The sequence below is a fragment of the Haloferula helveola genome (assembly GCF_037076345.1).
GTDB lineage: Bacteria > Verrucomicrobiota > Verrucomicrobiia > Verrucomicrobiales > Akkermansiaceae > Haloferula > Haloferula helveola.
This window is the reverse complement of the sequence record NZ_AP024702.1, coordinates 1,854,253-1,873,372: the sequence shown is the minus strand read 5'-3', so window position 1 is coordinate 1,873,372 and position 19,120 is coordinate 1,854,253. Positions and strand designations below refer to the sequence as shown.

At 62.6% G+C, this 19,120-nt stretch carries 14 protein-coding genes; 8 read left to right on the top strand and 6 right to left on the bottom strand.

What is annotated here, in order from left to right; translation table 11 throughout:
* The first annotated feature begins 220 nt into the window (after positions 1-220).
* The 3 genes from HAHE_RS06825 to HAHE_RS06815 all read left to right on the top strand — a co-directional run bounded on the left by HAHE_RS06825 (position 221) and on the right by HAHE_RS06815 (position 3,181).
* The gene (locus HAHE_RS06825; RefSeq protein ID WP_338689666.1) at positions 221-1,822 is read left to right on the top strand and encodes an alkaline phosphatase D family protein; all 1,602 of its coding nucleotides are present in this window, start codon (positions 221-223) and stop codon (positions 1,820-1,822) included.
* The gene (locus HAHE_RS06820) at positions 1,819-2,808 is read left to right on the top strand and encodes a hypothetical protein (protein WP_338689665.1); all 990 of its coding nucleotides are present in this window, start codon (positions 1,819-1,821) and stop codon (positions 2,806-2,808) included. The genes HAHE_RS06825 and HAHE_RS06820 overlap by 4 nt, the downstream gene beginning before the upstream one ends.
* 112 nt (positions 2,809-2,920) lie before the next feature.
* Positions 2,921-3,181 carry a hypothetical protein gene (locus HAHE_RS06815; protein WP_338689663.1) on the top strand — a complete coding sequence of 87 codons (261 nt, stop codon included), beginning with the start codon at positions 2,921-2,923 and terminating at the stop codon, positions 3,179-3,181.
* A 51-nt stretch (positions 3,182-3,232) separates the two neighbouring features.
* On the opposite strand, the gene HAHE_RS06810 is transcribed toward HAHE_RS06815, so the two are convergent.
* Positions 3,233-4,528, bottom strand: a complete 1,296-nt coding sequence (locus HAHE_RS06810) for an MFS transporter (RefSeq protein WP_338689661.1) — start codon at positions 4,526-4,528, stop codon at positions 3,233-3,235.
* 168 nt (positions 4,529-4,696) lie between these two features.
* Here HAHE_RS06810 and HAHE_RS06805 point away from each other — a divergent pair, with 168 nt between their 5' ends.
* The gene (locus tag HAHE_RS06805) at positions 4,697-6,028 is read left to right on the top strand and encodes a thioredoxin family protein (protein ID WP_338689660.1); all 1,332 of its coding nucleotides are present in this window, start codon (positions 4,697-4,699) and stop codon (positions 6,026-6,028) included.
* Between the two features lie 61 nt (positions 6,029-6,089).
* Here HAHE_RS06805 and HAHE_RS06800 read toward each other — a convergent pair whose 3' ends face one another.
* The gene (locus HAHE_RS06800; RefSeq protein WP_338689659.1) at positions 6,090-7,334 is read right to left on the bottom strand and encodes a CynX/NimT family MFS transporter; all 1,245 of its coding nucleotides are present in this window, start codon (positions 7,332-7,334) and stop codon (positions 6,090-6,092) included.
* A 200-nt stretch (positions 7,335-7,534) separates the two neighbouring features.
* Here HAHE_RS06800 and HAHE_RS06795 point away from each other — a divergent pair, with 200 nt between their 5' ends.
* Positions 7,535-9,004, top strand: a complete 1,470-nt coding sequence (locus HAHE_RS06795) for a sulfatase (protein ID WP_338689657.1) — start codon at positions 7,535-7,537, stop codon at positions 9,002-9,004.
* Positions 9,005-9,092: 88 nt separating this feature from the next.
* Here HAHE_RS06795 and HAHE_RS06790 read toward each other — a convergent pair whose 3' ends face one another.
* The 3 genes from HAHE_RS06790 to HAHE_RS06780 all read right to left on the bottom strand — a co-directional run bounded on the left by HAHE_RS06790 (position 9,093) and on the right by HAHE_RS06780 (position 13,404).
* Positions 9,093-10,004: a hypothetical protein gene (locus HAHE_RS06790; RefSeq protein WP_338689655.1), complete on the bottom strand. Its 912-nt coding sequence runs from the start codon at positions 10,002-10,004 to the stop codon at positions 9,093-9,095.
* 387 nt (positions 10,005-10,391) lie between these two features.
* Positions 10,392-11,912 carry a sulfatase gene (locus tag HAHE_RS06785; protein WP_338689654.1) on the bottom strand — a complete coding sequence of 507 codons (1,521 nt, stop codon included), beginning with the start codon at positions 11,910-11,912 and terminating at the stop codon, positions 10,392-10,394.
* A gap of 484 nt (positions 11,913-12,396) precedes the next feature.
* Entirely contained in the window at positions 12,397-13,404 is a 1,008-nt protein-coding gene (locus HAHE_RS06780) for a Fic family protein (protein WP_338689653.1), read from the bottom strand.
* A gap of 452 nt (positions 13,405-13,856) precedes the next feature.
* On the opposite strand from HAHE_RS06780, the gene HAHE_RS06775 reads away from it, so the two are divergent.
* The 3 genes from HAHE_RS06775 to HAHE_RS06765 all read left to right on the top strand — a co-directional run bounded on the left by HAHE_RS06775 (position 13,857) and on the right by HAHE_RS06765 (position 16,560).
* Positions 13,857-14,834, top strand: a complete 978-nt coding sequence (locus tag HAHE_RS06775) for a hypothetical protein (protein ID WP_338689652.1) — start codon at positions 13,857-13,859, stop codon at positions 14,832-14,834.
* Positions 14,835-14,872: 38 nt separating this feature from the next.
* Positions 14,873-15,109: a hypothetical protein gene (locus HAHE_RS06770; RefSeq protein WP_338689651.1), complete on the top strand. Its 237-nt coding sequence runs from the start codon at positions 14,873-14,875 to the stop codon at positions 15,107-15,109.
* A gap of 155 nt (positions 15,110-15,264) precedes the next feature.
* Complete coding sequence (locus HAHE_RS06765) at positions 15,265-16,560, top strand: right-handed parallel beta-helix repeat-containing protein (protein WP_338689650.1); 1,296 nt, start codon at positions 15,265-15,267, stop codon at positions 16,558-16,560.
* Positions 16,561-16,711: 151 nt separating this feature from the next.
* Here HAHE_RS06765 and priA read toward each other — a convergent pair whose 3' ends face one another.
* On the bottom strand, positions 16,712-19,090 hold the full coding sequence (priA, locus tag HAHE_RS06760) for a replication restart helicase PriA (protein WP_338689648.1): 2,379 nt from the start codon (positions 19,088-19,090) through the stop codon (positions 16,712-16,714).
* Between the last annotated feature and the right edge of the window lie 30 nt (positions 19,091-19,120).

The following is a 19,120-nucleotide window of genomic DNA, read 5'->3' as shown; positions in this document are numbered from 1 at the left end:
GAAGGTCGGGCACAATGCCGGTTTGCCGTTCCGTTCATCAAGTAAGCACCCGCAGCGGCCGCCTATCCGACAAGTTTTTTCCAGATTTGCTGTTGGGAGGCAGAACCGGCTTGGGAAAGGTGAATCAGATGCCGCTATCCGACGCCGGACCTCGAGGGGATCGGGTCCAACCGCCATTCCCGGTGACAGCCCCGGGGGGCAAACTCGCGTAGCGGGTGTCATGTTCATAAACTTCAGCAGCCGGCATCCGAGGCACCTTGCAACTCCGTCGCTTCTCGCGATCGCCTTGCTCGGAGCCGGGCAAGCGCGGGCCCAGCACGATCCCGGCAGGAACGCGGTCCGGCAACTGGCTCAGGAGAAGTACGACGCGGCGGCGAAGACGCTCGTCACCAAATCGGGACGGATGAACAGCCCGATCGAGCAGAGCGAGGTGCACTTCGTCCGGATGCTCTCGGCGAGTTTGCAGGGCGACGGCGCCACGGCGTTCGACGAGGCGAAGAAGGCGGTGGATGGAGGTGTTCCTTTCGGCCGCATCGCGGCGATGCCGGAGGAAGCGGGCAAAGCCCTGCGCTCCGCTCCCGGGTATGCGGAGTGGGCTGCCGGTCACCCGCTTGTTTTGACCCACGGCCCGATGATCGGCGCCGTCACCGACGGAAGCGCCAGGATCTGGCTGCGCACCAACGGCCCGCGATCCGTTGAGGTGGAGCTGAAAGCGGGCGACAAGACACTTCGGGAAACGGTCACGACGAAAGCGGCCGGCGACCACACCGGCGTCGCGGCTTTCACCGGACTCACCCCGAAGCAGAAGTATGAGGTAAGGATCCTCTCGGACGGGAAACCGGCCGGCTCCGGATCATTCACTACCACGGGCCCGGCGGAACAAGCCGGCAGCTATACCATCGTCTTCGGTGGAGGTGCCGGATACACGGCGGAGAACGAACGGGTCTGGAAGAGCATCGCGAAGCAAAAGCCGGACGCGCTCTTCCTGCTCGGCGACAATGTCTACATCGACGACATCCAGAGCACCCTGACCGACCGCTACACCTATCACCGCCGCCAGAGCCAGCCCGACTGGCGCGCCTTGGTCGCACAGACGCCGACCTACGCGATCTACGACGACCATGACTTCGGTCTCAACGACTGCGTGCCCGGTCCCTTCATCGACCAGCCGCCGTGGAAGCGGGAATCATGGGATGTCTTCCGCGAGAACTGGGCCAACCCGTCCTACGGTGGTGGTGAGAAGCAACCCGGCTGCTGGTTCGACTTCGAAACCGCCAGGGTGCGTTTCTTCTTCCTCGATTGCCGCTACTACCGCGACCTGCACGGCGGCACGATGTTGGGTCCGGTTCAGAAGGCATGGCTGAAGGAAGCGCTGGCCGGCTCCGAGGCCGAGTTCAACGTGATCCTTTCCTCGGTGCCGTGGAGCGCGGGCGTGAAGCCCGGCAGTCGCGACACTTGGGACGGCTTCCCGGCCGAGCGCGAGGAGTTGTTCAGCTTCATCGAGAAGGAATCGATCAACGGCGTGGTGCTGCTGTCCGCCGACCGGCACCGGCTCGACATCCGCAAGACCGAACGACCGAACGGCTACGCTCTGCACGACTTCATGAGCTCGCGCCTGACCAATGTCCATGTCCACGGACTCACGCAGAACGCCAAGGGGTCGACCTGGATCTATGGCTACAACAAGACGCCCGGCTTCGCCAAAATGACCTTCGACACGACGAAGTCGCCGGCCACCGTCAGCTGCAGTCTGTTCGATCTGGATAACGAACTTCTGCACACCACGACCTTGTCGAGCGACCAACTCCGCCATCAGCCGTGAGTTCTCCGGCCGACGCCATGCCTGCGGATTCGAGTGACGGGGGAGTTTCACCGAACCCTCTCGACCGGCGCTTGGTCCTTCTGCTGCGCGTGGCCACGGCTTCCTGCTTCGCCGCTTGGGCATGGCAGCATCTGCGTTGGTCCGGGCCGTATGCGTCGCTGCTTTTGAATCCCGACATCTTCGGGTTCGTCGAGATGTTCGGCATCGAGTGGATCGAGTGGATCAACGAGATCATGACCGAGGAGCGCATTCTTCTCCTTTCGCGGATCATCGGCGTCTTCTTCGGACTCGTCGCCCTTGCCGCGGTTTTCGTGAGCGGGCGCCGACGATTCCCGCACGTCCTCCTTTGGCTCGGAAGCTTCGTCCTTTGTCTCACCGCGGCCGGCATCGCGGTCCATGACCGGTCCGGTGTCCTGTGGATCGAACAAGCGGGCCAGATCGGTTGCCCGATCCTTCTCAGCCTCGCGATCTTTCGCGGCCCGCGGTCTCCGGCAGTACTTGTCACAGCCATCGTCGCTCTTTGGGCGGTGTTCATCTCACACGGACTCTTTGCCGCGGGTGTGTTTCAGATTCCCGGTTCGTTCCTGAGCATGACTCACGCGATTCTCCAACTCGATGAGCGGGGAACGGTGACCTTCCTGCGCATCGTCGGCCTCCTCGATTTCGTCATCTGCGTGGCCTGCCTGATCCCCGTGCTGCGCAAACCCGCGCTCGCCTACGCCTGCCTCTGGGGTCTCCTGACCGCTGCCGCCCGACCCGTCGCCGGCATGTCACTGCTCGCTCCCTACTGGGGTGCCGATGTCTTCCTCCACGAAACCTTCCAGCGGCTACCCCACGCCGCGATTCCCGCCTTCCTCTTCTTCGCTTGGCGCCGGAAGGTCCGCTCCTCGGATGGGGCAGGTAATCGCCGCCGTTCGTCCTCCGATGGCGGCACGGGCCACGCGTCATCGGCGGAACCCGCAGGCGGACTCCAAGCCAGCGCGTAAAGTCGGCTGTGCGGATTCCACGTGGGTCAGGAGTACCCGTTGCTTCGGACTGGAGTTGCCGAGGACGAACTGCTAGCGGGAACGGTCGATTCAAGTCGTCTCATCCACCATCATGAAAAACAAGGTCATGTCCGCCGCCGCCGTGTTGCTTTTCAGCACTGCGGGGATCTCTTGGGTTGTCGCCCAATCGAAGCCAGAACCCGCCGCGCCGGCCCAACCCTCCGGGCCGTGGGAGTACACGACTCTCCGCAATTCGGTCAGCAGCCCGACCGCCTTTGAGAGGGAACTCAACCGTCTTGGCGCCGACGGCTGGGAGCTGTGTCTCTTCGACGAAACGCGCAGCGTCTGGGTCTTCAAGCGGCCGCAGAGGTGACCCCTTGCGGGAAGCTGCGCGTAAGCATGGCGCGGCTCCGGCCGATGGCGCTCACCCGTCTCCCCGGCGTTCGATACTGCGGATCAGGGCGAGGTAGGCGACGGTGCCGACAAAGTAGAGTGCGGCGGTGGCGAGGAAGACCTGCCAGTAGGGGATCTCGTAGGTGCGTAGTAGCTGGAAGGTGCGGGCGGCGAGCCACCATGCGCCGCTCCAGATCGCTCCGTTGCAGGCACTGATCAGCTCCCGGTTGCGCTCGCCTACGTAGCTCATCGTGAGCTCGCTGGTCGCCGGGCCGGCCATGCTCATCAGCGGCTGCCGGAGGACGAAGCAGCCGATCGCGAAGGGAAGGGCCCACGCGAGGGTTTTCACGAGTTCGGTCAGTCCCATGGCCACGAGCAGCGCCACGGCGATGCCTTGCACGCCGAGAATCGCGCCGCGCCAGCCGAAGCGGCGTTTCACCGCGGGCACGATCAGGCCTGCGGCGAAGACGAGGACATTGCTCAACGAACCCCACGCGGAGTAGGCCGCCGGAGACATGCCGTGGACGTGGCTGAAGAAGAGATTGAGGAACTGGATGCTGAGGCCGGCGCCGGTGGCGATGCACAGGGTGGGGATCAGCGCGCGACCGAGTACGGCCCAGTCGGAGCGCTCGATGTGGAGCCAGTGACGTGTGGGATCGCGTTTCACCGGAGGGTCCGGGAGCCGGGCGTAGAAAAATGGAGCGCTGAACGCGACCAGCGTCATGAGCAGGAGCGTGGCGTGTTCGTCGAAACGGATCTCCATTCCGCCGAGCTGCACGGTGCCGACGGTCTGGAGCACGGAGGCAAACACGCCACCGCAGACACTGGCCGCCGCCCAACTCGCGAAAAGAAGGCTCAGCGCCTCGCTCGATTGGTCGCCGCGGGTGAGACGCATCGCCATCGGCAGGCTTCCGACATTCAGCATCAGGCTGGCGAGGCCCATGAGCAGGAACGAAACGGTGGCCAGCTGCATGTGGCCGAGGCGGACGGTCTCGATGGCCACGAGTGCGGACAGCGGGAAAAGGAACGAGCCCCATAGCAGCGGCTTTCTCAGCGGCCGGCCGCGCAGCCACAGCCCGGCGGGAAGCGCGAGAAAAAGCGTGGCCACGAAACGGTGGGAGCCGAGGGCGGCGATGGTCGGATCGTCGAGGCCCCTCGCCTTGAGGAAGAGGTTCAGAAGGAGGAACTGGGTCGAGTTGATCAGGTTGATCATGAACTGCCCGGCCGCGAACCAGAGAACGGGTGGGGGGAGTTCACGGTAGCGCGCGAGCCAGCCGGGCAGTCGCCAGCGTCGCGGGGTGTCGGGAGCCTCGGGTGTGGCGCGCATCGTGGGGGGCTGGAATAGGGAGACCCGCCGCAGCTGGCGAATGGAATTCTTGCCGAATCACCCCGACGTTCCGCTCGGCGGATCCCGTATTACCTGCCTCTCGCCATCCGTCGCCGGCAAGAAGCGCGTGCTTCACTTCGTGGAACAGTCCGGCTAGATCCTTCATTGATGAAAATCCCGATCATGCTGGTCGCGGCGACGTTCGGATGGAGCGTGCCGTTCTTTGCCGAGGAGGCCCCATGGAAGGAAATCCTCGGGCCACCCCAAGGCGAGGTTCCGGACGATCCCGGAGGACGGGTGGTGTGGCGTGACGACTTTCCGAAATCGCTGGAGGAGGCGCGGCGAACCGGTCGGCCGTTGCTCGTCACATGGCGCTGCCTGCCTTGCAAGCAGTGCGCGGATTTCGATCAGGCCGTGCTCGATGGCGGCGAGGCTCTTGATCCGTTGCTGCGGCGCTTCGTGACCGTTCGCCTGACCGATGCCTCCCTGCTCGACGAACGCTACTTCCCTTACCGCACGCATCAGGATCTCGACCTGTCATGGTGGGCCTACTTCCTGTCTCCGGAGGGCGACTACTACGGGGTCTTCGGAGGGAAGGATCACGTTTCCGACACGACCCGGATGAGCGAGGCGGCATTCGTCAACACGCTGCGGCGTGTGCTGGAACATCATCACGATCCGCGTCGCGAGACATGGGGGATCGACCTGCCGCACGGGACCGCGGCCACCGAACCGAAGGGCCCGAAGGACATGGAGGGCTACCGGCTGCTTCTTGCCAAACGCCCGGGCATGGCGAACCCGCATCCCCAGCACGGGAGTTGCCTCCATTGCCATCAGGTCGGCGACATGCTGACGCTCGAGACTCTCGAGTCCGACACTTTCAAGCCCGACGACCTGCTGGGCAAATGGCCGCTGCCGGAGAATGCCGGCATTCGTCTCGATCGTGACGACGGGCTTCTCGTGAATGACATCGATCCGGGCAGTCCGGCCGAGCTCGCCGGCCTCAGGACGGGTGACCGGCTCGGGATGGCGGGCGGCATGCGGTTGTTCGGTCAGGCGGATTTCCGCGGCGTGCTCCACCGGCTCGATTCCGGAGCAACGACGGTCCCGATCGCGTGGACGCGCGACGGCGACGTCCGAGTCGGAAGACTTTCGTTGAAGTCCGGCTGGCGGACGACCGAGAACTGGTGGCGGAAGACCGTCTACGACGGCGTCTACGGGCCGGGCATGGGATTCTTCCCGCTGGCAGGGCCGCGCTTTGGCAAAGGTCAGGGTCTTTCAGTGAAGCCGTGGATGGGTCCCAAGCCTGCAGAGCGACCCATCTTCGCCACCGGCCTGAGGCCGTCGATGGAGATCGTCGCGATCAACGGGATGAAGGACGACATGGAGATCCGCAAACTCATCGCATGGTTCCGTTTCAACCACTCACCCGGCGACGAGATTCGCTACACGGTGAAAGGCGGGCAGGAGTTCCGCCATGTCTTGCCAGTGGAAGAATGAGGGAAGTACGGGGCGCTGGCCCGAGCGCGCCCGGGCAGATGGAACCTGCGCTCGGAACCCTTTACGACCCCACCCGGTCGAAGGGCACCAGCCGGATCCGCCAGGCCGCGAGGCCTGACAGCAGCACGACCAGCGCCAGAACCTGGAACAGCGGCGCGTAGGAGCCGCTCGCGGCGTGGGTGCGGGCGTAGAGCAGCGGTCCGAGTGCCGAGGCGAACACCGAGAGCATCTGCGCGGCGCCTTGGATCCGTCCCAGCCGCCCGCGGCCGAAGGCGAGGCCCCAGACGGCGAAGAAGATCACTGTGACGAACCCTGCAGCCACGCCGAACCCGGCGGCAAAGATCCACAACTGCGCGTGGCTGTGCAGCAACGGCAGCGAGGCCAGGCCGGCGGCATAGAGCAGCATCGCCACGGCGAGCAGCCGGGTGACCGGGAACTTCAGCGAGAGCCAGCCGCAGAGCAGTTGGCCGAGCAGAGCGAACAGGGTGGTGACCGCCAGAAAGCGGTGGAAGGTCTGTTGATCGAAACCGCGCTCGGCGAGCACCGATTCGTTAAACAAGCCGAAGCCCGAGGACACCAGGCTGAACAGCGCGGTGGCGACGGCGCATACCCAGAAAACCGGGGTGCGCAGCGCGGCGCCCAGCGACATCCCGGGCAGCGGGGCCTGGCCGCGCGCCTTGCGTTCCGGCTCGCGCAGAAACAGCGCGGCGAGCAGCGCGACAACCACCAGTCCGATCGAGATCTGGCCCCAGGCGACCCGCCAGCCGTCCTCACGGACCACCGCGCCGACCACCACGAAGGCCAGCGCGAAGAACACGCTGAGCAGTAGCGAGTAAACGCCCATCGCCCAGCCCGCGCGCTGTGAGAAGCTCTTCCCCACCGCGCTGATGCTTGTGACCGACAGCGCGCTCTGGCCGATCGCGCGGGTGAGCAGCACCAGCGTGAACACGACCATCACGCCGCCCGCCATCTCGCTCATCCGCCAGACCACCGCGGCGAGCAGCAGCAGCAGCCCGACGGCCGTCGGCCGCAGTCCGATCCGGTCAACCAGCCAGCCGGCCGGAAGGCACGCGGCCGAGCCGAGCAGGGTCGCCCACAGGTTGATGTTCGCGTAGCCGACCCGGTCGAGTTGCAGATCACGGAGCATCGGCTCGGTGATCAGCCCGAGTCCCTGGGTCCGCCCCGGCAGGGTGGCGAGCATCAGGACTGCGGCCATTCCGACGTTTCCCCAGGCGGCCATCGCCCCCAGGGTGCGGCCCGCGACGAGGGACGGCGGTTTCTCGGCGGCGGAGGATTCGGGCGACATCGGGGTGACTCCTAGCGCAGCTTGCGGCGGAGTGGGAGGACGGATGATGGCCGATTGACCACCTCGGATCACAGCCCGGGAATCCGGGTGCGAATGTCAGTCATCGCGGACTGACCTCACCGAATATCCCATCCTGTTGACAACCCGGATTGGGGTAGCGTGTTATCGAACGTGGAAAGCCCACAAAAAGTGCACTCCGCATGAAAACCCGACCCATCACCATCGCGATCGCATGCCTTCTTCATGCCACCGTCCTGAACGCAGCCGACCGCAAGCCGAACTTCCTCTTCATCTACACCGATGACCAGCGCTGGGATGCGATGGGAGTGGTCCAACGCGAGCAAGGTGATGCCGCCCGCTTCCCGTGGCTCAAGACGCCGCACATGGACCGCCTCGCCGCCGAGGGCGTGCGCTTCCGCAACGCGTTCGTCACGCTCTCGCTGTGCGCGCCGAGCCGCTCCGCGTTCCTGACGGGACGCTACAACCACAACAACGGAGTGATCGACAACCACACGCCGTTCCCGGTCGACAACGTTTCGCACGCGAGCCTGATGCGTGCCGCCGGCTACACGACCGCCTACATCGGAAAGTGGCACCACGGCACCCAGAGCGGAAAGCGCCCGGGGTTCGACTACTCGGCGAGCTTTGTCGGCCAAGGCCACTACTTCGACTGCCCGGTGGAGATCAACGGCAAGTCCACGCCTACCAAGGGGTGGATTGATGACGTGTCCACGGATTACGCCATCGATTTCATCAAGCAGCACCGAGACACGCCGTTCTCGATGATCCTGGGATTCAAATCTCCGCACGGGCCACGCGGCGGAGAGAACCTCCCCGAACGCCTGCGGAGCCTGTTCAAGGGTGAGAAATCCCGGCCCGTACCGAATCTCCTGAGCCCTGCGATTTACCGGACCACGGCGGGTCAAACCAAACCGAGACCGGACTTAACGCGACAGGCCGCCGGACCGATGGTTGTCGCTCCGCACCTCGACTACATGCGCCACATCGCGGGTGCGGACGAAGGCGTGGGACGAATCCTCAAGACCCTCGATGATCTCGAGCTGACCGATCAGACCGTGATCGTTTTCACCAGCGACAATGGCTACTATCTGGGTGAACATGGACTGGGAGACAAGCGGTCGATGTACGAGGAGAGCCTGCGCATCCCGATGCTCGTTCGTTACCCGAAGCTCTTCCCGAAGGGCGGGACATGCGACGATATGGTGCTGAACATCGACCTCGCGCCGACCTTCCTCGACCTTGCCGGCGTTCCTGTTCCGGACTCCATGCAAGGGAAGAGCTGGGTGCCATTGCTCACCGGCGAGCAGGTCGATTGGCGGAAGTCGTTCCTCGCGGAGTACTTCTTCGAGGAGCGTTTTGAGAACACACCCACTCTCGTGGGCATCCGCACGACGAGGGGCAAGCTGGTGCGTTACCCCGGACATCCCGAGTGGACCGAGGCGTTCGACCTGTCAGCCGATCCTTACGAGACCGACAACCTGATCCAATCCGACACGGCCGGAGAACTGAGTCGGCAGTTGAAGAAGGAACTCAACGAGCAGATCAAGGCCACCGGCTATCACGAGCCACCCGGCGCCGACAAACCCGGCGCCGCAGGCGCGACGACCGGCAAGAAGCCCAAAGGGGGCGGTGCCGGAAAACGAAAGTAAGGTTCACGGAGATCCCAGACCGCTTCGATAGGCGAGCGCTCCGATTGACGAGGTCCCCTTCTCACGGTGGGCGAGATTCCGATCCTGCTCACTCGCCTTTCTTTGACGGAAGACCGCTCCACAGCTCGACGTCGTCGTAATCGTTCACCATCGGGCTCCCGGCTTGTCCGGTCATCCACTCAAGGAGGGGACGCCCGGTGTAGAGCTTGCAAAAGACCAAGCCATTGATCCGGTTCTTCGGAGGAGCGTGGCCTGCGGCATGGGTTTCCTTTTTCACCACTCGCTCGACCCGCTTTCCTCCTTCCGGCTGATAGGACCAGATCACCTTGCCATGGTCCTGATCCCCGACTTTCACATACATCTCGATGGTGTACCAGCGGCCGAACTCGATCGCATCTTCGGAGACATCCTGCCAAGTGCGGACATGGTGTCCATGCTTGTAGGTGTCGGAGTGCGACACCGCCCAATGCAGGGTTTTTCCAACGCCCTTCTCTTTGAATAGGGCCAGGTTCACACGATCCTCCGGGGCGGGCCACGCGTCCATCCAGAATTCGGTAAGAACCAGGAAGTCCTTCGACCATTTGTGATCCTGAAGCCCGGGCTCGTATTGCTCGATCCGCTTCATGTGTTCCGGGAACCGGACCTTGAACCTGAGGAAGAGCTCGTCACTCCATCGGTAAGGTGACCAGCGGTAGATCTCGGTTTTGGAGAATTTGTCCGTAGTCTTCCGATGGGTATTCCGCAGCACGATATTGTTCGGATCGGAGGAGTCGGTGACCCGCTCGATCGCGCGGTTCTCCTTCTTTCCGTCCGGGAGGCTGGTGAGTCCGAAACCCGCCGCGGACCAATCGTTCGGAGGTTTCAAGCTGCGATCGGTCCCAAGGACCTTCCACTTCTCGAAACTTGTACCGTCCTCGAACCCGGATCGTAGGAGTAGTGTCTGTGCAGGCAGGCTTGTGACGGCGGTAGCGGCCAAGGCGAAAGCGAGGAGGGTCTTCATGTCGCGAATGAGGGTTGTGCGGGCATTGGCCGGGGATTTGCCGATCGGTTCAAATTGCGGGTCGTCGACGGAAGCGGTGCGACACGCGGATACGTCGCGACGGTTCCGGGATCTGTCGTATGGCGGGACATTCTGGTCGAGCGGGTCGTGTGTTTGAAGGTTTGAAAGTCGGGACCGCATCCAATGACGAAAGGAGGTTCGGGGCGTCCGCTTCTCCGTCCGGCGAACTCCCGCCATCTCTGCGCCACCCTCCGACCTGTGGGGCTGACCTCTTCAACGTTTGGTATCGGTAAAGTGCGAGGACTGACCCCTTTTAGCCCCCCTTTCTGGACTGGTCCCTCTGAGATGTCCCTATTGCTTCGAAAACGAAGTCATGCTCGCTGAGTCCTACTTCCTGACTCCCTCATCGATTAGATCCGGTTTGCGAGGTTCCTTCTTAGGGATCCATGCCGAGAGCTTCGCGACCACCGCCTTGAGCTCTTCGCTGCCACTGACCTTCGCGATCAGGTTGTCGAACTCGTGGGGGTCCTTCTCGCGGTCGTAGAGCTCCTCGCTGCCATCGGCATACAGCGTGTAGCGGAAGCGCGTGTCGCAGAGGCTGTGGTTGCCCGCATAGATGGTCGTCAGCGCGGGGCGCTCCTTCTCCGCCTTCGGATCACGGATCCACGGCAGCAGGCTCAGACCATCGAGCTGCCGGTCCGTCTCCGCGGCAGGCAGGGCGGTACCCGCCACGAGCGTGGGGTAAATGTCCACCAGTTCGACCGGGCGTTCGCAACGTACGTCGCGCGGCGTGTCCTTCATCCGCTTGGGCGGCACGATGATCAGGGGCACGCGGGTCGAGCGCGTCCACAGCGTTTGCTTGGCGACGTGCTGCTTCTCGCCGAGATGCCAGCCGTGATCGGAATAGACCACGATCCACGTGTTCTCCGCCAGGTCACCGGCATCCAGTGCGTCGATCGCATGACCCAGTGCGTCGTCCATGGCGGTGGTGCAGGCCAGGTAGGCCTGGGTCAGCGTGCGCAGGTTGGTTTCCTCGGCGATCGCCCATTCGGCACAGCGCGCGTAGCTCACACGGCTGCTGACGCGCCGGGCGATGTCCGGCAGATCTTCCATGTCGTCCTCGCGCTCGGCGGCGAGCACCACCTTCTCCTTCGTCGGTGCGGCATCAAACCACCGCTTCGGCGCGAAGAGCGGCAGGTGAGGATTGTAGAAGCCCAGCGCCATGAAACGCGGCTTGGCACCGTCTGCATGCGGCTTGCTCAGAACGGTCCCGGTCCACTTGGCGATCCGCAGGTCGGTGTAGTCCTCTTCCTTCTCCGGATAGATGCCGATGTCCCAGATCGGCGCCGGGGTGATCTCCTTCGGCACGTTCAGCTTGGCCGGCGGATAAGGGCCCTGGTTGGTCTTGAAGCACGGTGTGCCGCCGAGCGGCTTGTTGGCGCTGCCATGCAGGATCTTTCCGGCCGTGTAGACTTCGTATCCCGCCGCCTCGAAGCGCTTGGTCATCCACGGGACCTGTCGACCCGGTTGCAGCGAGCCCTTGCCATCGAACTGCGGCCGGTTGCCATAGATGCCCGTGGTCGATGGTCGCAGTCCCGACATGAAACTGGTCCGCGAGGGCCGGCAGATCGGCGCCTGGCAGTGGGCGTTGGTGAAAAGCACACCTCGCTTGGCCAGACGGTCGAGGTTCGGCGTCTTCGCCTGCGGATGCCCGCGCCCGGTCAGACGCCCGTCCTTCACTGCGGACTCTCCCTGGTCCGAAAGACAGCCGATCCAGTCGTTCAGGTCATCGATGGTGATCAACAGCACGTTGTCCTTTGTCTCCTCTGCCCCTTGGCATGTCGGGCTTGCGGAAGACAGGATAGCGAGAGCGGCGGCGAATGGAATGAGGCGTGATGCGGGTTTCATGGAGATTGAACAAAGGGGGAAGAGGTCCGTTCCCAAAAAGCGAACGTGGCAGGGCCTGCGTTCACCCGGCTTCCGGCGGGCGTCACCGTTTGAGTTCTATGACCGGATGGAGGACGCCTGCAATCTCAAGGACGTCGAAGGCAGCACGCGAAAGGACCATGGAGCGTCCGGTTCTCCGCCCGGCGAAGTCCACCCCATCCGTGCGCGACTTTCCGATCTGTGGGGTTGAGCTCTTCAACGTCATGTATTGTTAGATTGCGAGGACCGAGCCGAATGACGCTTCCTTAAGTGTGTTTTGGGAAGAGAGGGTGCGGATGGATGGGCGGTCGAAGGTCGGAAGGTCCAAGGTCAAAAAGTATCTTTGCTCGAGCGATCTCTCATCATCGTAGTGGGTGGATCACTCGGACTTTCGACTCTAAGACTTTCGACTTCTGACCGAAACAGCCCTCAACGCAGTACCATTCATGACTGAGCCCTTCGACTTTCACGGATGGGTCAGTGCGTAGCGACCGGTGCGTTGCGGTCCGACTTTCTCGACCAGACCGGCATCGATCAGGGGATTGAGCACGTTCATGAGGCCCTGTTTCGACAGATCCATCGCCTCGCGCAGGTTGGCGGGGGCCATGCTGCCGTGATCCCGTAGGAGCTGCAGCACCCGCCCCTGCGAGGGGCTAAGGATCAGTTTGGTCGGGGACTCGACCCGCAGGCGTTGGACGCGCAACCAGACTTTTTCGAGCGTCTGCCGTAGGCCTTCGGCGCAGTATTCCAACCAGCCCGAGAGGTCTTCCCCCGCGAGCCTCACGGCATCGAGCGCCGCGTAGTAGCCCGGACGGTCTTCCCAGTAGTATTCGTCCACCGAGAAGATGTGGTGGGTGTCGAACCCACGCCGGTAGAGTTCCCACAACGCCAGCGCGCGACCGGTCCGACCGTTCCCGTCGGCGAACGGATGGATGTGCTCGAATCGGTAGTGAAGAATCGCCGAGCTTAGGATCGGCGAAAGCCCGGGTGCCTCGTCGTTCCACCAGGTCAGCAACTCGAACATGAGCGGCGAAACTTCGTCGGGACCCGGGGGCAGGTGACGGCCGACCTTCACGCCGATCGTGCGGTAGCGGCCCGCTTCACCCTGATCCATCACCTCGCCGGCGAGGATCCGGTGCAACCCGAACAGGTTCTCGTGTCCGATCCGCACCTCGCCGACGTGTTGCTCCACGTAGCGCAGGCCGGCGAAGTAGTTCGTGACCTCGCGCTCCGACCGCGGGTCGCCAGCGGCGAGTTCCTTTCCGTCGGCCAGGGCCCGGACCTGTTCCAGAGTCAGCGGGTTTCCCTCGATGGCGGTGGAGGCGTGGACGTTGCGAGTCCGGGTGTCCTTTTGCAGCGCAGGGATCCACGAAAGCTCCACCGACGCCCCGAGAATCCTCTCGCGCAACGCCGTGATCTCCTCCACCCGCGACAGCAGGAGGGGAGTGACCGTAAAGACGGGCTCGTAGGGCATGCTGGACGGTCAAGTTTGCGTCCAGTTTTGCGTCAAACGACTAAAAGTCAAGTTTGCGTCCAGATTTCCGTCCAGATGCCCGGCGGATTGAAGAATAGTCCTGTCGATTGGGTGAACGCCACGAATCACGGACTGACCCCTCTGAGGACCCCTCTGAGACGGACTGACCCCTCTGAGACCCCGGACTGACCCCTCTGAGACCCCTCTGACGAATCACGGACTGACCCCTCTGACAGACCCCTCTGACAGACCCCTTTGACAGACCCCTTTGACAGACCCCTTTGACAGACCCCTTTGACAGACCCCTTTGACGGCCCCCTTTGATCGAGAAGAACTGACCTCATTGAGGCCTCATTGACGCGACCGTCGTCCGCAGGGGTTCACCCAATCGACATCGAGGGGAATCCGATTTGTGCTTCTGGAGTTGGACAATGGACGGCTAGCCTCCGGCTGTGTGGACAGAACAATCTGGAATGGTGCCCTATTGGTTAGACCGGTTGTCAAAGCAGTTGAATTCGCTGATGGTCGCCGGCGGGGTGGAGTTTCCAGATCTTCGAGGTTTCGACTTGGTATGCGCTTCAGATTACAGCGGCGGAACAAAGCTACGACCTTACTTCACAGCGACCTTCCTAATAGTTCCCACTAATGCCGTTCGAGAGTGGGACGAGATGCGGATCAAGGTCAGGAAAAAGTGGCTAGTGGACGGTAGAACAATGTCGTTCAAAGGTCTGAACGATCAATACAGGAGACAGGCGCTCTCGGAATTCTTGGCAGCTGCCGATCACATGGAAGGAGTCTTGTTTACTTTCTCGATTGCGAAGGGAAGTGTCGAAGTGTTCTGCTCAAGCGAGGAAATGGCTAGAATCCAAGCGGCAGGAGCTGGCCGTGTGCGTTGGAAAGATGCGTCTTTGAGAAAGATGATGATGCTTTCATCGTTGCATACATTTCTTGTTGGCGGTTTGATTGGCAAGTGGAGGGGAGTTTTCTGGGTTACGGATGATGATGATTTCACCGGAAGCCATGAACGAATGCTGGATCTTAACCAGTGGCTCAAGGCGCTTCGAGCTAGGAATATGCCGGGGCATCGTGGACAGGCAGTGGTACAAGCCGCTTCGCGCATGGCTAACGACCAGTTGGAAATGTGCTTTGAAGATCTCTGTGCAATTCCAGATCTTGTTGCAGGTGCTTGGGCAGAGACAATTGCTGAGTATTTCCCTCGATCACTCCCTGATCCAGATGAGTCAATCGAACTTGAGATTCCTGAGCTGTCCTCGAAATCACTGAAGATCGCAAAGTGGTTTGCACAAAGGCACGGAAAGCTTTGCAAGGCCTACTGCCTCGTCGGCAGTGGGGGACAGAATGGAGCCTTCACTGTTTTGGCTTCATCATCTGAAGGATTCCCACTGAATGATTTGGGAGATGCCACTTGAACCCGGAGGCGTGGAGGTTGGGCTTCCTTGCGGCAACAGTGCAGCGTTTCGAGGGTGTACTCGGCGCGGTGTTCGTGGGTGGATCGGCTGGTGAGGACGGCGCAGCGGGTGAAAGGGGGGAAGTGGAACTGGCGACGCATTTCGAGCTCCTGCTCGGCGAAGCCGTCGAAGTCGTGGTGACGGGCGAACTGGATGCTCGGGATGTGCGGGGTGAAGGTCTGGACGGTGACCTCGCCTTCGAGCGAGTCGCGGCCGAAGTCCTTGGGGATGACTAGCAAGAGGAGGTAGGGAAGAAAGAAAACAGGAAAAAACGAGGCCAGGCATCGAGTAACGTTGGCTCACCTTTTTCAGAAATCCATTGAGATCCAGAAGAACGATGTGTTCCACAAAATTGATGTTTGGAGCTGCCTTGTTGGCATGGATTCCGGCGATGGCCGATACGTATCATGTGACTGTATCCGGCAGCGGTTCGATGAGCGGCGAAAGTTGGGAGAGCGCATTGCCCGCCTCCGCCCTCGAGAAAACGCTCAGCGAGCGGATCGATGCGGGAGACACCGTTCTTATCGGCGGGCCCGACTCTGCATCGGCCAAGAGCTATGGTAACTTCAAGCTTCGGCTCTCCAAAAGCGGGGAAGAAGACAGGAGGATCCGCATCTCAGGGGTGGATCGCGGTCATGGTTTCCCCGCGTTCATCTCGGGCAACAAGGTGAGAAGCAGTTCGGCCATTCTTGTCACCAAAGGCACCAGTTTCGTGACGCTTGAGAACCTGATCGTCGAGCGCCGTGAAGTGGGCGTGGTATGTGCCGGGGAGAACAACGGGATGGTTCTCCGAGGGATTTCGGTCTCGGACGTGAGCAAGGCTGGCCTTTCATTCGTGGATTGTGACGACCTGCTGGTAGAACGGTGCAGTGTAGCGAAGTACAATCGCCGCGGTTTCCACTGGGTGGGTGCTTGTGATGGCGTGGTCGTGCGCGGCTCGGTTGCCGACTGCCCGGGAACGGGAGGCGAGGAGCCACCCCCGGCAAGTTGGAAGGAGAAGTGTTCGGATCCGGTGGGCTTTGATTTCCACGTGAAGGGCAGCGAGACGCCACCCAACACGGATATCCTGATGGAAGACTGCGTTACTTACTACAATGACGAGGATGGACGTGAGAGTTACGAGCAGGGTGACGGCTTCAAATTCGAGAAGAGCAATGTAGGCGTCGTGCTCAGGCGCTGCATCGCATATGGCAATCAGGATGCCGCAATGGATCTCAAGGCTTCCGAGCTTCTGTTGGAGCACTGCTTCGTGAAAAACAGTCGGCTCGGGTATAAGATCTGGTTCGACGGGGCGACCGTCAACAACTGCATTGCCGTCAACAATCGAAGCGGGCAGGTGATGATCCCGGCCAAGTCAGGGCAAGCGGCCTTCACGTTCAATTTCTGCACCTTTCATTCAGTCACCGAGGAGCAGACCGGAGTTCGCATCAATCACGATGGGAACACGGCAATCCTCAACGACTGCATCGTTTCCTTTGAGGGGAAGGCAGGCAAGTTCTCCGACAAGACCTTCATCAACCGTCGCACCGAATTCCTGAAGAACGCGGGCGACACAGGCAACGCGCCGAACTACGTCGGTCCATTGGAGAACCGGGACTGGGATGGGTTGGGGAACAACTACAACAGTATCCAATACAATCTGACAAAGGGATATCACGCTTCGCGGACCGGACGAACTGATGGTTAGGGAGTGAAAAGCGGCCGAAAGGGGTCGGTTATTGAGAACGAACCTTCGGGGGCACGCTTGAATTCAGGTGAAGCTCAGCGCGTCCATGTCGAAGACGACGGAAGGAAACATTGAACATCGAACGCCCAACATCGAAAGCCGAAGGGGAGAATCAGGTGAAGCTTAGGGCGTCCATGTCAAAGACGACCGTCACGTCCTCGGGGAGGCTGGTCTTTGCCAGAACCTGCTGAACGTGCTTCGTGAGCGTCCGTGCTTTCGGGCCGCGGAGCATGAGCTGGAAGCGGAATTGGCCGTGGGCTTTGACTAAGGGGCTCGGTAAGGGTTCGCCGAGTTCGATGCCGGGGGGGAGGTCTTCCTTGAGCCGGCGATGCAGCGTTTCGAGGGTGAACTCGGCGCGGCGTTCGTGGGTGGAGCGGCTGGTGAGGACGGCGCAGCGGGTGAAGGGAGGAAAGTAGAACTGGCGGCGCATTTCGAGCTCCTGCTCGGCGAAGCCGTCGAAGTCGTGGTGGCGCGCGAACTGGATGCTCGGGCTGTGCGGGGTGAAGGTCTGGACGATGACCTCGCCCTCCAATGACCCGCGGCCGGCGCGGCCGGCGACCTGGGTGAGGAGCTGGAAGACGCGCTCGCCAGCGCGGAAGTCGGGGACGTGCAGGCCGATGTCGGCATTGAGGATGCCGACCAGGGTGACGTTGGGGAAATGCAGGCCCTTGGCGATCATCTGGGTGCCGATGAGGACGTCGATCTTGCGCGCGCGGAAGGCGTTGAGGAGGTCGCGCAGGGCGTTCTTTTTCCGCAGGGCGTCGGCATCGATGCGGGCGATGCGGGCGGCGGGGAAGACCTTGCGGAAGACGTCTTCCACTTTCTGGGTGCCGAAGCCCTGGAGGACGATGGCGGGATCGCGGCACTCGGGGCATTTCCGCGGGACGACGGCCTGGTGGCCGCAGATGTGGCAGATGAGTCGGTCGTCGGTGCGATGGTAGGTGAGAGCGAGCGCGCAGTGCGGGCACTGGCAGACATGGCCGCAGGCCGGGCACTGGAGCGAGCGGGCGAAGCCGCGGCGGTTGAGGAAGAGGATGGTCTGCTCGTTCTTTTCCAGCCGGTCGGTGATGGCGGAGCGGAGGCGCTCGGAGAGGAAGGTGTCCTTGGACTTCTGCTTCTTCGACTCGAGGCGCATGTCGATGACCCGGATGAGCGGCAGGCTCTGGCCGTCGGCGCGCTGGGTGAGGCGGAGGAGCTGGTACTTGCCGTCGATGGTGTTCTGCCACGACTCGAGCGACGGCGTGGCGGTGCCGAGGACGACGGTGGCGCCCTCGAGGTGGCCGCGGAGCACGGCGACGTCGCGGCCGTGGTAGCGGGGGATCTGGTCCTGTTTGTAGGAGTTCTCGTGTTCCTCATCGACGAGGATCAGTCCGAGGTCGGGCAGCGGGGCGAAGACGGCGGAGCGGGCGCCGATGACGATGCGCGCCTTGCCCTTGCGGATGCGGTGCCACTCGTCGAAGCGCTCGCCCTGGCTGAGGTTGGAATGGAGGACGGCGACCTGGTCCTGGATGTCGGCGAAGCGCGCGCGGAAACGTCGGACGGTTTGGGGGGTGAGGGAGATTTCCGGGACGAGGACGAGGACGGTGCGGCCGGATTCGAGGACCTTGCGCGCGGCCTGGAGGTAGACTTCGGTTTTGCCGGAGCCGGTGACGCCGTGGAGCAAGATCGGCCGCTGCGCGGCAGTGGCTAGCCCCGACTTTATCGGGGTGCCTGCGGCATGACTTGTAGGAAGTGGGGGAGTGCGGCCTTTGGCCGGGGTGGGGGATGCGGATTCGGAGATCCGCGGTCCATTCTCGGGTTCCGCGGGCGGACGACCGGGGGCGGTCGTCCCTACCTCTGAGCTGGCGAGGATGGCGGTGAGGGCGGCTTGTTGTTCGTCGGAGAGTTTGAGGTCGGTGGTGGGGAGGATCTCGTCGGTGCCGTCGGCTTCGGGGTCGCGGCGGACTTCCTGGTCGATGAGTTTGACGAGACCCTTCTTCTCGAGCGACTTGACGCTGGTGCCGGCGGCAGTGCCGAGATCGGTGAGAGGCAGTTTGTGTTCCGGGGCGTGGGTGAGAAGGGTGATGATGGTGTGCTGCTTCGGAGCGCGCTTGGCGAGCTGGGCGAGGGTTTCCTCGTCGGGCGGCGATTCGAGGACGACGGCCTTGCGGGTCTTGGCGGAGTTGTCCTCGGTGCGGACGGCCTCGGGGACGAGGACGCGGATCACGCTTTCGATACTGGCTCCGTAGTAGTTGGCGATCCAGTGGGCGAGCTCGAGCAGCTTGGGCGTGATGAGCGGCTCGGGGTCGGTGAGGGAATGCAGCGGCCGCAGGGCGAAGCCGAGGTCGGCGGTGGCGTCGTCGGAGGCGACCGCGAGCACGGTGCCGGTGGCGTTCTTGTTGCGCAGCGGGACGCGGACCCGGCAGCCGGGCTGGACAGGGAGGCCGTCGGGGATGGCGTAGTCGAAGACGAGCTCGGAAGGGCCGTCGATGAGGACGCGGGCGGCGGGCATCGGGGCTATCTTGGGAACATCGAACATCGA

Excerpts from the sequence above, each read along its gene's own strand:
- HAHE_RS06825 (WP_338689666.1), top strand. The coding sequence starts at position 221 with ATGTTCATAAACTTCAGCAGCCGGCATCCGAGGCACCTTGCAACTCCG.
- HAHE_RS06815 (WP_338689663.1), top strand. The coding sequence starts at position 2,921 with ATGAAAAACAAGGTCATGTCCGCCGCCGCCGTGTTGCTTTTCAGCACT.
- HAHE_RS06810 (WP_338689661.1), bottom strand. The coding sequence starts at position 4,528 with ATGCGCGCCACACCCGAGGCTCCCGACACCCCGCGACGCTGGCGACTG.
- HAHE_RS06805 (WP_338689660.1), top strand. The coding sequence starts at position 4,697 with ATGAAAATCCCGATCATGCTGGTCGCGGCGACGTTCGGATGGAGCGTG.
- HAHE_RS06800 (WP_338689659.1), bottom strand. The coding sequence starts at position 7,334 with ATGTCGCCCGAATCCTCCGCCGCCGAGAAACCGCCGTCCCTCGTCGCG.
- HAHE_RS06795 (WP_338689657.1), top strand. The coding sequence starts at position 7,535 with ATGAAAACCCGACCCATCACCATCGCGATCGCATGCCTTCTTCATGCC.
- HAHE_RS06790 (WP_338689655.1), bottom strand. The coding sequence starts at position 10,004 with ATGAAGACCCTCCTCGCTTTCGCCTTGGCCGCTACCGCCGTCACAAGC.
- HAHE_RS06785 (WP_338689654.1), bottom strand. The coding sequence starts at position 11,912 with ATGAAACCCGCATCACGCCTCATTCCATTCGCCGCCGCTCTCGCTATC.
- HAHE_RS06780 (WP_338689653.1), bottom strand. The coding sequence starts at position 13,404 with ATGCCCTACGAGCCCGTCTTTACGGTCACTCCCCTCCTGCTGTCGCGG.
- HAHE_RS06765 (WP_338689650.1), top strand. The coding sequence starts at position 15,265 with ATGGCCGATACGTATCATGTGACTGTATCCGGCAGCGGTTCGATGAGC.
- priA (WP_338689648.1), bottom strand. The coding sequence starts at position 19,090 with ATGCCCGCCGCCCGCGTCCTCATCGACGGCCCTTCCGAGCTCGTCTTC.